We start from the raw sequence: 13,515 nt of genomic DNA on the forward strand, positions 1-13,515 counted from the left end.
TGACCAGGGCCGGCCCTCGCCGCGCTGAACCGGGGTGCCGTCCAACGCAGCCCCCTTACACCGCCGCCCCGGGCGGTTCCTTCCGGCGGGAAACGGCCGGCGTCGTCATGCGCGGTCGCCGTCGACCACCCCATGCGTGTGCCGGTGACGTGCTGTGGCCTCCTGCGGCCGCACCTGCGTGCGTGATCACTGGGGCAGGTGCCGGTATCCGGGGTGAACGCCCGCCGTGAGGCCCTGCTGGGCGGCGATGGCTTCGAGCAGCTCGGTGAGCTGCGCGCGCTGGGTGTCGTCGAGCGCGGCGCAGATCTCGTCCTCGTGCGCGGAGGCGAGATCGCGCATCCCGGCCATCACGCGCTCGCCTTCGGCGGCCAGGTGCAGCGCGTAGTTGCGGCGGTCCTGCGGGTTCCGCCGTCGCTCGACGAGCCCTTTGCGCTCCAGGCCGTCGACCAGCGCGACGACCCGGCTCGGCACGACCCCCAGCTCCTCGGCCAGGGACTGCTGGCTGCGGCCCGGCCGGGTGGCGATCATACGCAGGAGCCCGACGTCGGAGGGGGCCACTCCGAGGCCGCCGATCCGTTCGGCGAACCGCGTCGCGGCGTGCGCGCCCACCTGGGAGAGCAGGAACGCCGCGCCCCTCGGTCGGGACCGCGGCGCCGATCCGTCGTCATGGCCGGTCTGCGGTTGCGTGGTCATGCAGTGATGGTAGTGGCAGTGAATAGTTCTGTGCTATGAATAGTTCACATCACAGAACGGAGATGGATGTGCCCGATGCCACAAATGAGGACTGGCCGCGCTATCCGGGCCTGGCAGGCAAGGTCGCGCTGGTGACCGGCGGGCGGGTGATCGTGTGACAGCCGCCGAGCGCACCCCGCGCCAGGCCCAGTCCGGGCCGCCGCTGGGGATTCTCGCCGTCGTGTTCACGGTGCTGTTCCTCGCCGGAATCGCGATCAGCACGATCATGGCGGGTGGCGAGACCTTCCCCTCGCCCTTCGGTTCCCAGGCCGGGATTCTCGCCTACTTCCACGATCACCCCGACGCCGTGCGGGTGAGCGGGTTCCTGCAGTTCGCCGCCTCGGTGCCGATGGCGATCTACGCCGCCACCGCCTCGGCCCGCCTGCACAACCTCGGCGTCCGCGCACCCGGTGCCACCATCGCCCTGGTCGGCGGCGCGCTGGCCGCCACCATGCTGGCCCTGTCCGCGCTGTTCAGCTGGGTGCTGTCGCGGCCCGAGGTGCTCACCGGGGCCGCCGTGGTCCGAGCCCTGCAGGACCTCGCCTTCGCCACCGGCGGCACCGGGCACGTCGTCTTCCTCGGCCTGCTCGTGGCGGGCATCGCCGTACCGGGGCTGCTGGCCGACCTGCTCCCGCGCCCGCTCGCGCTCGCCGGCCTGGCCGTCGCCGTCGTGGCCGAGCTGTCCACGCTCACCCTGCTCGTCCCCGGCGCGGCCGTGTCGCTGCCGATCGCCCGCTTCGCCTCCCTGGCCTGGCTCGTCACCGCGGGGTTCCTGCTGCCCCGCACCCGGGCCGGCAAGAACGCCTCCCGCACGAAGGACGCAGTCGCATGAACACCGAAATGACCGAACGGCTCCTGCGGTTCCAGCACCCCGAGAAGGTCCTGGGCTATCTGGGCGGCCTCGACGACGACCGGCTCGCCACCCTGTTCGGGCTGGACACGGCCACCTACCGGCGGGTACGCCGCTTCCACGAGGAGCAGGCCCGCGGCGCGGCGGCGGAGCTGCTCGACGCCCCCGGATTCGCGGAAAAAGTCGACCGGCTGCCTTTCGCCCCCGGTCAGCGTGTTCTGGCCGTCGGCGAGAGCACCACCGACGACCTGCTGTCATGGTTTGAGATCCTGCGCCATCTCCTCGACCTCCGGCGTCCCGCCGACGGCATCACCCTGATCAACGTGGCGGTCACCGGACAGACGACCACCCAGGCCCTGGCCGCGCTGCCGGGGCTGTCCCTCCACCGCCCGGACTGGGTGCTGTGCATGCTCGGCGGCAACGACGCCCAGCGTCTCGCGGCCGACGGACCGACGCTGGTCAGCCTCGCCGAAACCGAACGCAACCTGCACACCCTGCGCGACCTCCTCGTACGGCGCACCGCGGCGCGATGGGCGTGGATCACCCCGGCCCCGCTGGACGAGGAACGCGTCGCGGCCTATCCGCACTTCCAGCGGGCCGCGATCAGCTGGGCCAACCGGGACATCGACGCCATCGGGAAGATCTTGAACGCGCAGCCGGACCTCACGGTCGACAGCGGCCCCGTCATCTCCCGGCAGGGCGGAGAGCGCTTCCACCTCGACGACGGCCTGCACCTCTCCCTCGCCGGTCAGCAGGCCCTGGCCGCCGCCCTGGTCGAGGCGCTGGCCGACACCCGCGCGGACCGGCCGTAAGCTTCTCCTCTTCGGTCCCGCCGGCACCCGTGACACCGGCCTGGAGAAAATCTCGGGGAAGCTGTCGATGTGGCCGCATCCCGTTCGTCGTCATGGTGTACGGCGACCCGCCGCGCGAGAAGATGACAGGACCTGAAGGAGCCGGACCATGAAGTACATGCTGCTGATCAACAGTGGTGCGATCGACGCGAACGGCGGAGCCGCGGAGTGCGGCGTCGAGGACTGGATGGCCTACGACAAGGCCGTGCAGGACGCGGGGATCTACGTCTCGGGGGAGTCGCTGGCCGACCTGGTCACCGCCACGACGGTCCGGGTGGGAGCGGACGGCGAGCGGGCCGTCACCGACGGGCCGTTCGCCGAGACCCGCGAGGTGCTCGGTGGTTTCTACGTCATCGACGTGCCGGATCTCGATGCCGCGCTCGACTGGGCCGCACGCTGCCCCGGCGCCCGCGGTAGCGGCTCGGTCGTGGTACGGCCGGTCGCCGACTTCGGGGCCTGACGGAGATGGCGGAGCAGCCGACCGATGCCGGTACGGACAGGGCCGTGGAGTCGGTGTTCCGGGAGGAACACGGTCGGCTGCTCGCCTCCCTCGTCGGCCGTTTCGGGGACCTGGACCTGGCGGAGGAGGTCGCCTCCGAGGCGATCGAGGCCGCACTGGTGCACTGGCCGGTGCGGGGCGTCCCGGCTAAGCCGGGCGCCTGGCTGCTGACGACGGCCCGGCGCAAGGCCGTCGACCGGCTGCGGCGGGACCAGGCCTACGCCGCCCGGCTCGCCGCCCTGCAGGTGGAGGCGGACCGGGCCGCCCCCGCTCCACCCGCGGATGCGGACGCCGATCTCCCGGACGAGCGGCTGCAGCTGTTCTTCACCTGCGCCCACCCGGCCCTGCCGGCCGAGGCTCGCGGGGCGCTGACGCTGCGCTGCCTGGCCGGACTGACCACACCCGAGGTCGCGCGGGCCTTTCTCGTCCCGCCGGCGGCAATGGCCCAGCGGATCGTGCGGGCGAAGAAGAAGATCCGAGAGGCCCGGATCCCCTTCAGGGTGCCGGGCGCCGACGAGCTGCCCGCACGCCTGCCGGGTGTGCTCCAGGTCCTCTACTCGATCTTCACGGAGGGGTACGCGGCCAGCGCCGGCCCTCGGTTGCAGCGGCTCGACCTCGCCGAGGAGGCCCTTCGGCTGGCGCGGATCCTGCGCCGGTTGCTGCCCGCCGAGCGGGAGGTCGCCGGCCTGCTCGGGCTCATGCTGCTGGTCCACGCGCGGCGCGATGCCCGGACCGGCCCGGACGGCGGGCTCGTGCTGCTCGAGGACCAGAACCGCGACCGCTGGGACCGTACGATGATCGAGGAGGGCCTCGCCCTGGTGCCCGCCGCGCTGACCGGCGGCCCGCCTGGACCGTACGGCGTGCAGGCCGCGATCGCCGCCCTGCACGACGAGGCGGCAGACCTCGCGACCACCGACTGGCCGCAGATCGTGGCGCTCTACGGCGTGCTGCTCGCCCTCGCCCCCTCCCCGGTCGTCGCCCTGAACCGGGCCGCGGCGGTGGCGATGCGCGACGGCCCGGAGGCCGGCCTGGCGCTGCTCGACAGCCTGGCCGGCGAGGAGAGGCTGCGCGCCCACCATCCCTACCCGGCGGCCCGGGCGGACCTGCTGCAACGGCTCGGCCGGCTTCCCGAGGCCGCCGCGGCCTACCGGGAAGCGCTCGCCCTGGCCGGCACCGAACCCGAACGCGCCCACCTGCGACACAGGCTGAAGGCGGTTGAGCCGTCCGGCCCGGACGCCGGGGCCGGCACCTGACGGCCCCGGCACTCCAGCCGCCGCCATCGCAGCCGACACCGGCCGAGGACAGCTGAACGGCTCCGGCTGTCCCCCGGGGCCGGACGACGTCCGCTCCCATCGTGAAACACCGACGGAGGCCGGCGGGCCTCCTCAGAGGAGGCAGAAGACGTTGTCGATGAACTCGTCGTCGAAATTGACCGGGTTGGCTGACCCTTCCGAGTAGGCCCAGCTCAGGCTGCGCTGCCCGTTCTCGGAGTGCACTGACCACGTCCGGTAGCCGGGAATCCGGCCGTCGTGCCACCAGACGTTCTTACCGCAGCTCAGGGTGGTCCGGAAGATCCCCATTCCGGCCCACTTGGAGCCCTGGCCGGTGTAGACGAGGTTGCTCTTCATCTCGTTGAGCCAGCTCGCCCCGGTCACGTACCCGGCCAGCAGATACTTGTAGAAGAGGTTGAGCTCGGGGATGGTCGAGACCATCTGGCCGCCCGCCGCCCAGCGCGAGGCGTTCTGGCCGGTGGTCTCGACCCGGCTGGAGGTGTCGGGGTTCCACCAGTAGCCGCGCAGCCGCACCGACGAGAGCGCGGTGTCGGTGGGGACGGAGGTGCCGGTCAGCCCGAACGGGCCGATCAGGTCACGGCTCATCTGGTCGGGGTAGGACCGGCCGGTGACCCGTTCGATGATCATGCCGATGACCAGGTAGTTGCTGTTGGAATAGGAGTAGCGGGAGCCCGGCGTGAACAGCCGTGCGTGCCGGTTCACGATGTCCAGCAACTGCTGGTTGGTGAACCCCTGCGTCATCGTCGTCCCGAAGCTGGGCAGGTCCTCGGTGAAGTTGTACAGCCCGCTGGTGTGCTGGAGGAGATTCCGCAGGGTGATCTGGTCGCCGCCGGTCACGCCGGGCAGGTACTGCGAGACGCGCGCGCCCAGCGAGACCTGCCCGGCGGCGGCCAGCCGCAGCAGTTCGGCGGCGGCGAAGGTCTTCGAGACGCTCGCGACGCGCACCCGCACGTCCATGCCGGAGACGTCGCCGTAGTGCGCCTGGAACGTGCCGAGCGTCCCGTCCGACAGTTCGGCGATCGCCGAGGTGCCGTTGAGCCAGGCGGTGTGCAGCATGGTGTTCTGCACCATGGCGCGGGCCTGGTCGGCGCCGGTCGTCTCCCGGGTCATGACGCCGACGAAGAGCGTCTGACCGTTGTCGACGTACCCCTGCGCGCTGATCAGCCGGGCGCCCTTGCGCAGCGTCTTGAGGTTGAGCTGGTCGTGGCCGAGGCCGTACCACCAGCCCGGCCCCGGACCGGAGGTGTTGCGCAACATGATCGCGTTGAAGGTGCCGTCGGCGTTGCGGCCGGCGTCCACCAGCCGTGCGCCGTTCTGGTTCGCCAGGTTGTTGATCTGGGCGTCGCTGCCGCCCAGCCACCACCAGAACTGCTGCGAGCTCCAGCCCGTCATCAGCAGGTCGTACCAGCGGGTGCCGCCGCCTGCGTCGAACGGCCGCAGCTTGACGGGGCGGGCGCCGGTGGCCTGCTGCTGCGCGAGCACGAACGAGGTGTCGCCGTAGTACCACCACCAGGGCCGGGCGCCGTCGCCGGTGTTGTCGACCAGTGCGACGGCGAACCGCCAGCCGTCCGCGGTCCAGTAGCGGGCGACCGAGGCGGGCCGGGTGCCGGTGTAGTTCGCCAGGTCGACCACCCCCTGGTCGGTCAGCCCGTAGTAGAGCCCCCAGGAACGCACCCAGAAGGCGCCCGCGTTCTTGACGAGGGTGGCGGTGAAGGTGAGCTGGGTGCCGGGCTGGTGGGCGATGTCGCTGACCCGCGCGCCCTGGCTCTGCGCGTAGTCGTAGATCTGCTCGATCGTCCAGCCGTTGACGGTCCACCACTGCGTCGGCGCGGTGAGGTACTGGTCGTCCCCGTAGGACTCGTTGAACGCGGCGGCGGTGCCGGCCCTCGGGGTCGCCCGCGCCATGGCGCCCGTGCCGTCCTCGGTGCGCTCCGGCGCCTCCGTCGTGGTTTTCACCAGATGCCCGCCCGACCGGGTCTCGCCGACGACGGGGACCTTCGGCGTCGCCCTCGCCACGCGACCGTCCTGCTGCCCGACCACGACGCCGGGCGGGGGTCCGGGGGCGGCCTGGACGGGCGCCGCCAGGGCGAGCGGGAACAGGAGTATCACCAGCAGGGACAGCAGCCGTCGGCCCACAGGACGCACACCTCTCTTCGAGCGATCACTGACATGATCGACCAAAGCGGGCGCTTGTTCAATATCCGGGGCGGTGCCCGGCCAGGCGACGCCGGGCCGCACCCGGCACGAGATCGTCGGCCTGGGCATCACGGAGTACGCGCCATCAGATCCACGGGACGAGGAGATGCTGAGGCACCTGGTCCCCGAACTCGTCCGGCTGTGCAGCGCATCGGGTCCGTGGCAGATCGAACGGTGCGCCGCCAACGTCTGGCCTGCCCGGCACCTCGAGGAGCGCGACGGCTGGCTGCTGCGCCACACTCCCGGCGTGAACCGCAGGCGCTCCGACTCGGCGCTCCCGCTGACCGGCGCGACCCCGTCCATCCCGGCGCTGGAGGCCTTCTCCACCGCCCGCAGCCTCTGAGGAGCACATCTTGACGGACCTGGCCACCGCGGCGGCTCGGGAACGAAGAGCTCGCGGCCGGCCTTCGCCTATCGTGCGTCGCGTATCCCGAGGATGTATGCCGCGGTGAGCGCGACGGCACGGTCTTCGTCATGTGACAGATCCGCGAGGGCACGTGACGCTGTGGTTCCCGGGATGTCCGCGAGCGCCTGGGTCAGCCGTCGACGTGCGGACGGTCCGGCGGTGCCGTGGGCGAGGCGATCAACGAGCCTGGCAGCGATCCGATCCGCCAGCGCGGGACGACTCGCCAGCGCGCTCAGCGCATCGGCTGCATCGACGTCATTCGTCCCCTCGACGACCATGTCGATGAGCGTCGGGACCGCGTCGGCCACTCCACGTGCCCCGAGCGCCAGAGCCGCATACCGGCGGACCGCGATGTCGGGGTTCGCGAGGGCGTCCCGCAGCAGCGCGGTCGCCTCACCGTCCGGAATCTCGGTGATGGACTGGACGGCACGTTTCCGCACCTCGGCCACCGGTGAGCCGAGGCCCTCCGCCAGCAGCGCCAACCCGCCATCGCCCGATTGCGCCAGAGCCCATCGAAGGGCTCCGGCGACGTTCGGGTCCGTCTCGCTCAGCACCGCCTCGACCAGTGCTTCCACCGGCACCGGAACCTCTTCGACTGAGGACAGGGCCGCGCGCTGGCGCTTCCCGGCGCTCTTCGACCCCAACGACTGGAGGAGCGCGACGATCTGGAGGACGTCCTCCCAGCTGGTGGGTTCTACGGCGCCGATCCGACGGAGTCGCGTGAGCAGCTCCGTCTCAGCCGCGATGCGTTCTCGCGTCTGGCGGATGAGGTCGTCGACGAGCTCCGAGGGTGTGAAGCCGGGGTCATCGAGCGCGCGCCCGACTTCACGCAGCGACAGCCCCAAGGACCGCAGGCTCTCGATATGGAAGATCCGCCGGATGTCCTCGCTGGAGTACTCGCGGTAGCCGGCGCCGCTACGACCCGTTGGCCGCACCAGGCCGAGCGAGTCGTAATGCCGGAGCATGCGGGCGCTGACCCCGGACTGTCGCGCCACATCGCCGATCAACACTGCCTGTCACTCCTCCTTGCTGATCCCGCCGAGGGCTACGACGCGCTTGGCCTCCTCGATCGCGAACTCGAATCTGGTATCCGGGTCGCGCAACAGCCGTTCCGTGGCGATCGCATGCGCGCGCACGCGAGGATCGAGATCCGTCATCGCAATGCTCAGCGTGGGCACAATCACCTCACCGAGCGCCACCAGCGCCCGGCTGAGACTCAGCTGCGTCTCACGTTCGCCGCGGCCGAGCTGTGTCGACAATACTGCGGCCAACTCGGGCTCCTCACCTTCGGGCACGAGCACGACCGCTGTCCGCCAAGCGCTCCGCGCCACCTCATCGTTGGCGTCGGACAGAAGAGCCCGGGTGATCGCCGGCCATGCCTGCCGGTCCCCGATCTTGGACAGCGTGTGCAACGCCTGGCTCCGTGCCTGCGCGCGCTCCGAGCGGACTTCGTGGAGAAGCTTTGGGATCGTCATTGATGCCGAGTGGCGGGTGAGTGCCCACGTCAGCATGTCGCGCACGTAGAATTCGGGTTCGATCGCGCATCGTTCGATGAGCTTGTCGACGGACCGCGGGTCAGGGGTCGTGCCGAGTTCCATCGCCGCCCGCAGCCGCACTGACGAGCGGCTGTCCTCCAGCCCCCGGAGAGCTCGAATCGTATCCGTGTCCTGTTTCTGCATGGTCATCGGGACCACCTCCTTGGCCACAGTGAAGACCTTGTCACCGTGTCAAGGTCAAGCGGGATCACGCCGCGAGATCACCAGGCACCCTCTGCCCATCGAGTGCGGTGCCTGCCAAGCCTGCCTGTGCCCGGCCCACGACGATGCCCGTCCGCGGCCTTATCCGCACAGCTCTGTCAGCCGGTCGGTGGCCTCGTGCGGTGTCAGGTCCGCGCCCCGTCGGTAGGCGGTGTCGTAGCCGGTACGGCCCAGCCGTTCCGCGAGCACCTCCGCGAGGGAGCGCAGTTCGGTGTCGCCGTGGTCGAAGGCGCCGCGGATGGCCTGGCTCAGGCCGAGCGCGGTGGCGGCGCCGGCCGGGTCGCCCTGCAGAAGCAGCAGCCTGGCCAGGAGTTGGGCGGCCGAGGGGGCGTCCATGTTCGCCTGCGCTGCTCGGACGGCGCGGGGCAGCAGTTCGCGGGCGCGTACGGCGTCCCCGGCGGCGAGAAGGTTGGCCACCCGGGCGGGGAGCAGCTGATTGTCGGTGGCCTCTGCCGACAGGGGCAGCTTGCGGGCGATCGCCTCCATCCGGTCGAGTTCCTGATCGGCGCGTTCGACCTCTCCGGAGCGGCGGTACAGCTCGGCCAGGCAGCCGAGAACATCGATCTCCAGCACCGGCTGGCCACGCTGCCAGGCCGCTCGCTCGGCGGTTTCGATGTCGTGCCGGGCACCGGCCAGGTCGCCGGCGCGCATGCGTTCGGTGGCGAGCCCGAGCCGGGTCGAGACCTCGTCCTGCGAGCCGAGGTCGGTGGCGATCGCGATGCTGTGCTCGTAGGCGGTGATCGCCTGGCCGTGGTCACCGGCGATGGCGTGGATCTGCGCCAGGCCGTACAGCGTCTTCGCCGTCCACCACCGATCGCCCGTCTCCTCGAACGCGTGCAGCGCCGCCGCGATCGCGGTCGCGGAGCTCTCCCGGTCGCCCCGTCCGCGATACCGCATGGCTTCGATCATGAAGGTGCAGGCGATCGCCCAGCGGTCCGAGCCGCCGCGCACCCGAGCGATCTCCTGGTCGACCAGCCCGTCCAGCCCGAGCGTCGCCGCCATCGCCAGCGCTGTCGTCAGCAGCATCGGATAACGCCGTAGCGCGCCCGTGCGCGCGCAGTCGTCGATGAGCGCGCGCAGCCGTTCGGGGTCGTTGATCGGCCCGCCCTCGCCGGCTACCAGGTGGATCGCGGTGAACGCGGCCCGGGCGTCCGCGGGCAGCGCGTCGCCGAACCCGGCGACCTTGGCGACGTAGGCGTCGGCCCGAGCGTCGTAGCGGAGCATGACCCAATACCAGTACAGCGGCCCGAGAATCCGGGCCGCGGTCTCGGCGTCGCCGCCGTCGACGGCCGTTTGCAGGGCGAACATCAGGTTGTCGTACTCGGCCTGGAACAGCCGCAGCGACTCCGCCTGCTTGTCCGAGCGCAGCAGCGGCTCGTGTTCCTCGGCCAGGTCGGCGAAGTGCCGCGTGAGCCCGCGCAGGACGGCTTCGGCTTCCCCCGCGAGGCGGAGCTTGTCCGCCGAATGGGCTCGGATGGTTTCCAGCATCCGGTAGCCGTCACCGGCCCGCTCCACGATGGACTTGTCGACCAGGGAGTCCAGCAGGTGGACGACCTCGCCCGCGGGGAGCGCCTCGTCCGAACAGACCGCCTCAATCGCGGCGATTCCCATTCTCGCCGGAAAGATCGACATTCGGCGGGCCAGCGTCCGTTCTTGATCGGTGAGGAGGTCCCAGCTCCATTCGATGACCGCATGGAGGGTCTGCTGGCGGGGCTGGGCGGCCCGGTTACCGGTGCTGAGCAGCCGGAAGCGGTCATCCAGCCGCCGGGCGACCTGGCCGGCGCTCATGGTCCGCAGCCGCGCCGCGGCCAGCTCCAGGGCCAGCGGCAGCCCGTCCAGCCGGCGCACGATGTCCACGACCGAGGCCGCGGTCGACGCGTCCAGCGCGAAGCCGGGCTGTACGGCTGCCGCGCGATCGAGGAACAGCCGTACCGCGTCCGATCCGCCGGCCCGAGCGGAATCCGCGTGCGCCGGGGGCAGGTCGAGCGGGCCCAGACGGCACAGCGTCTCACCCATGACTTCCAGCGGTTCCCGGCTCGTGGCCAGGATGATCAAGTACGGCCGGCGCTCCAGCAGTTGCCCGGCGAACTCCGCGACGGGCTCGGAGATCTGTTCGCAGTTGTCCAGGACCAGCACGCCCTCACCACCGGCGAGCAGATTGACCACTCGGTCCAGCGGCGTGCCGGACGGCTGGGCATCGGCGACGCCGAGCGTGCCCAGCACCGCCTCGGGCAGCCCGTCCGCCGTGTTCACCCCGGCCAGGGAGACGAACCAGATCCGGCCACGCCGATGGGCCCGGTGCCGGCTCACCGCCTCCACGGCCAGCCGGGTCTTACCCACTCCTCCGGGACCCACGACGGTGACCAGCCGGGAGGTCTCCAGCAACCCAGCCAGCAGTCCCCGCTCCTTCGCCCGGCCGACGAAGCCGGTCAACTGGGCCGGCAGACGTCCTCGCACCGCCTCCGGCCGAGCCTGTCCCGCCTCGGGGATCTCCAGCTCCCCCCGCAGTACGGCCAGGTGCGTCTTGCGTAGTCCCTCAGACGGGTCGACGCCCAACTCCTCGGCGAGCGTGCCGCGGACCTCCTCGAACACGGCCAGCGCATCGGACTGGCGGCCTGCCGCGTGCAAGGCCCGCATGCGCAGTCCGGCCAGCCGTTCGCGCAACGGGTGGCCGGCGGCCATCGCCGCCATATCGGCCAGGATCTCGTCGTGGCGGCCCAGTCGCAGCTCCGCCTCGAACCGGTCTTCAACGGCCGCGACGCGCAGTTCCTCCAGCCGCGCGCCGGCCGTACCGGCGAAGGGGGCATCGCGTACGTCGGCCAGCGCGTCTCCCCGCCACAGCGCCAGCGCCTCGTCCAGCAGCGAGGCCGCCCGCTGCGCGGCGCCCGCGGCCAGTTCGCGACCGCCCCGCTTCGCCCTCTCCTCGAACCGGTAGGCGTCCACGTCCTCGGCGCGTGCGTGCAGGCGGTACCCGCCGGCCGCCCTCTCCACGACCCCGGCCCCGCCCAGAGCCTTGCGCAGCCGGTGCACCAGCCCGTGCAGCGCGTTGACGGTGCCCCCGCGCGGATGCTCCCCCCACAGGCCGTCAACGAGTGCGTCGACCGACACCGTCTCGCCCCCGGCCAGTGCCAGCCGGGCCAGCAGCGCGCGAACCATGACGCCGCCGACATCGATCGGCGCACCATCGTCGGCATAGGCCCGGACCGGCCCCAGCACCTCAATCCGCATGCGCAAAGGCTATGAGTACACAGCGGCGCGCGTGCGCTTGAAAGTGGCGCCGCGCCGACTGAAAGAGCGTTCTAAGAGGCATGTAAGCGCCGCCGGACACTGTGGAGGGCGTACGGAAGAAACGTCCGAAAGGCAGTGCAATGGCAGCGCACGAGAAACTACAGCAGGTGCTCGACCGGGCGGTGGCCGAGGTCGGCGTCCCCGGCATCGTCGCCGACGTCAAGGACGGGGACCGGACCTGGTTCGGCACCGCCGGTGTGGCCGACCTCGAGACCGGCGCCCCGCGCCGGCCGGGGGAGCACTTCCACACCGGCAGCAGCGGCAAGACCTTCACCGCCGCCGTGCTCCTGGCCCTGGAGGCCGAGGGCCGGCTGAGCATCGACGACACGGTGAACGCGCACCTGCCCGGCGTGCTGGACGTCAACGGCTACGACGGCGACAAGATCACCATCAGGCACCTGCTCAGCAACACCAGCGGCCTGTTCCCCACCGGCCTGGCCCCGGAGGTCAGCTACCGCTACGCCACCCGCTCCGGGTTCGTCCAGCATCGCTTCGACACCTTCAGCACCGAAGAGCTGCTGCGGGTGGCGGTGTCCCAGCCGCCGGTCGGTGCGCCCGGCGAGCGCTTCGAGTACGCCAACGGCGGCTTCTACATCGCCGGCGCGATCATCGAGAAGGTCACCGGCAACAGCTACGCCGACGAGGTCGAGCGCACAGTCACCCGGCCGCTCGGGCTGACCCACACCCGCGTGCGCCCCACCGCCGACACCGGCTATCCCACTCCGCACCCGCGCGGCTACTCCCACCTGTTCCTCAAGGACGGCGCCGACCCCGCCGCGCTCACCCCGGAGAACTGGCAGTCACTGATGGAGGAGCCCGGCCTGCCGCCCCTGGACGTCACCGAGCTCAACTCCTCGCTGGGCTACGCGGCCGGCAACGTCGTCTCCACCACCGGCGACATGATCCGCTTCTTCGCCGCGATGACCACCGGCAGCCTGCTGCCGCCCGCCCAGCACCGGCAGATGTGGACCACGGTCTCCACCGAGGGCAGCTACTGGATGCCGCACACCCGCTACGGCCTGGGCCTGTTCGAGTTCGACGAGCAGGCGACCGGCGGCCGGACGCTGCGCGGCGTCGGCGGCAGCCTCTGGGGATCCTGGTTCTTCGCGGTCGGCACCCCCGACGGGCGGCACACCATCGCCGTCCACACCAACACCGAATGGAAGACCTGGGACCTCATGTTCAAGGTCGTCGAAGCGGAGTTCGGCGTCTCCATCGGTGCGTAAGCACGCTGCCCGCCACCGGCTCGCGATGTCCACCGGGGGCCGGCGCGGCAGAAGCCTTCCCAACGGTGCTGTCTGTCCCCGGCGGCTCCTGGCAGACGGTGCACGGGCGGCCATCCTCAACCAGGTGAAGTCAGGACCCGTGGTGATGTGGCGGTCCGTGCGGCGGTTACTCGCCGGTGAGCCCGTCCACCGCCTCCCGCAGGAGGTCGGCATGGCCGTTGTGCTGTGCGTACTCCTCGATTCGGACACCCTGCGGCCACGGGATCGCGGTGACACTGTTGCCGCAGGTCATCGGCAGTTGTCTGCGGTAGATCGTGGTGGAACGTACAAGCGCACGACCCGGTTCCGATGGTCCTGTCACCCCGTCTCCCGGGAGACGGTCATGCTCCTCGGGGGCGAAAGACCGTGCGCCTCCCGG

The 13,515-nt window shown here is 71.2% G+C and carries 11 protein-coding genes and 1 pseudogene; 6 read left to right on the top strand and 6 right to left on the bottom strand.

Going from position 1 to position 13,515, the window contains the following annotated elements; all coding sequences use genetic code 11:
* Positions 1–186: 186 nt before the first annotated feature.
* Positions 187–693: a MarR family winged helix-turn-helix transcriptional regulator gene (locus BM085_RS20515; protein WP_093888568.1), complete on the bottom strand. Its 507-nt coding sequence runs from the start codon at positions 691–693 to the stop codon at positions 187–189.
* A gap of 154 nt (positions 694–847) precedes the next feature.
* Between BM085_RS20515 and BM085_RS20520 the strand changes: the two genes are divergently transcribed.
* The 4 genes from BM085_RS20520 to BM085_RS20535 all read left to right on the top strand — a co-directional run bounded on the left by BM085_RS20520 (position 848) and on the right by BM085_RS20535 (position 4,185).
* Positions 848–1,564 carry a hypothetical protein gene (locus BM085_RS20520; RefSeq protein WP_093888569.1) on the top strand — a complete coding sequence of 239 codons (717 nt, stop codon included), beginning with the start codon at positions 848–850 and terminating at the stop codon, positions 1,562–1,564.
* Positions 1,561–2,394: an SGNH/GDSL hydrolase family protein gene (locus BM085_RS20525; RefSeq protein ID WP_093888570.1), complete on the top strand. Its 834-nt coding sequence runs from the start codon at positions 1,561–1,563 to the stop codon at positions 2,392–2,394. Before BM085_RS20520 ends, BM085_RS20525 begins: the two co-directional genes overlap by 4 nt.
* A gap of 148 nt (positions 2,395–2,542) precedes the next feature.
* Entirely contained in the window at positions 2,543–2,893 is a 351-nt protein-coding gene (locus tag BM085_RS20530) for a YciI family protein (RefSeq protein WP_093888571.1), read from the top strand.
* Positions 2,894–2,898: 5 nt separating this feature from the next.
* Positions 2,899–4,185, top strand: coding sequence for an RNA polymerase sigma factor (locus BM085_RS20535; RefSeq protein WP_093888572.1), 1,287 nt, complete (start codon positions 2,899–2,901; stop codon positions 4,183–4,185).
* Positions 4,186–4,317: 132 nt separating this feature from the next.
* Here the strand turns inward: BM085_RS20535 and BM085_RS20540 are convergent, their stop codons facing one another.
* Positions 4,318–6,360: a serine hydrolase domain-containing protein gene (locus BM085_RS20540; RefSeq protein ID WP_177245184.1), complete on the bottom strand. Its 2,043-nt coding sequence runs from the start codon at positions 6,358–6,360 to the stop codon at positions 4,318–4,320.
* A 73-nt stretch (positions 6,361–6,433) separates the two neighbouring features.
* Between BM085_RS20540 and BM085_RS44545 the strand changes: the two genes are divergently transcribed.
* Positions 6,434–6,763, top strand: coding sequence for a GNAT family N-acetyltransferase, cg3035/Rv0428c family (locus tag BM085_RS44545; RefSeq protein ID WP_177245185.1), 330 nt, complete (start codon positions 6,434–6,436; stop codon positions 6,761–6,763).
* A 68-nt stretch (positions 6,764–6,831) separates the two neighbouring features.
* Here BM085_RS44545 and BM085_RS20545 read toward each other — a convergent pair whose 3' ends face one another.
* The 3 genes from BM085_RS20545 to BM085_RS20555 form a co-directional block, all read right to left on the bottom strand.
* The gene (locus BM085_RS20545) at positions 6,832–7,836 is read right to left on the bottom strand and encodes a HEAT repeat domain-containing protein (protein WP_093888574.1); all 1,005 of its coding nucleotides are present in this window, start codon (positions 7,834–7,836) and stop codon (positions 6,832–6,834) included.
* Positions 7,837–7,842: 6 nt separating this feature from the next.
* On the bottom strand, positions 7,843–8,511 hold the full coding sequence (locus BM085_RS20550; protein WP_093888575.1) for a HEAT repeat domain-containing protein: 669 nt from the start codon (positions 8,509–8,511) through the stop codon (positions 7,843–7,845).
* A gap of 153 nt (positions 8,512–8,664) precedes the next feature.
* Positions 8,665–11,811 (bottom strand): ATP-binding protein, encoded by a 3,147-nt coding sequence (locus BM085_RS20555; protein WP_093888576.1) that lies wholly within the window; start codon positions 11,809–11,811, stop codon positions 8,665–8,667.
* Positions 11,812–11,951: 140 nt separating this feature from the next.
* Between BM085_RS20555 and BM085_RS20560 the strand changes: the two genes are divergently transcribed.
* Positions 11,952–13,097, top strand: a complete 1,146-nt coding sequence (locus tag BM085_RS20560) for a serine hydrolase domain-containing protein (protein WP_093888577.1) — start codon at positions 11,952–11,954, stop codon at positions 13,095–13,097.
* 166 nt (positions 13,098–13,263) lie between these two features.
* Here BM085_RS20560 and BM085_RS43220 read toward each other — a convergent pair.
* Positions 13,264–13,338 (bottom strand): annotated as a pseudogene (locus tag BM085_RS43220) (mycothiol transferase); the annotation flags it as partial.
* Between the last annotated feature and the right edge of the window lie 177 nt (positions 13,339–13,515).

Source organism: Streptosporangium canum (assembly GCF_900113865.1).
Lineage (GTDB): Bacteria > Actinomycetota > Actinomycetes > Streptosporangiales > Streptosporangiaceae > Streptosporangium > Streptosporangium canum.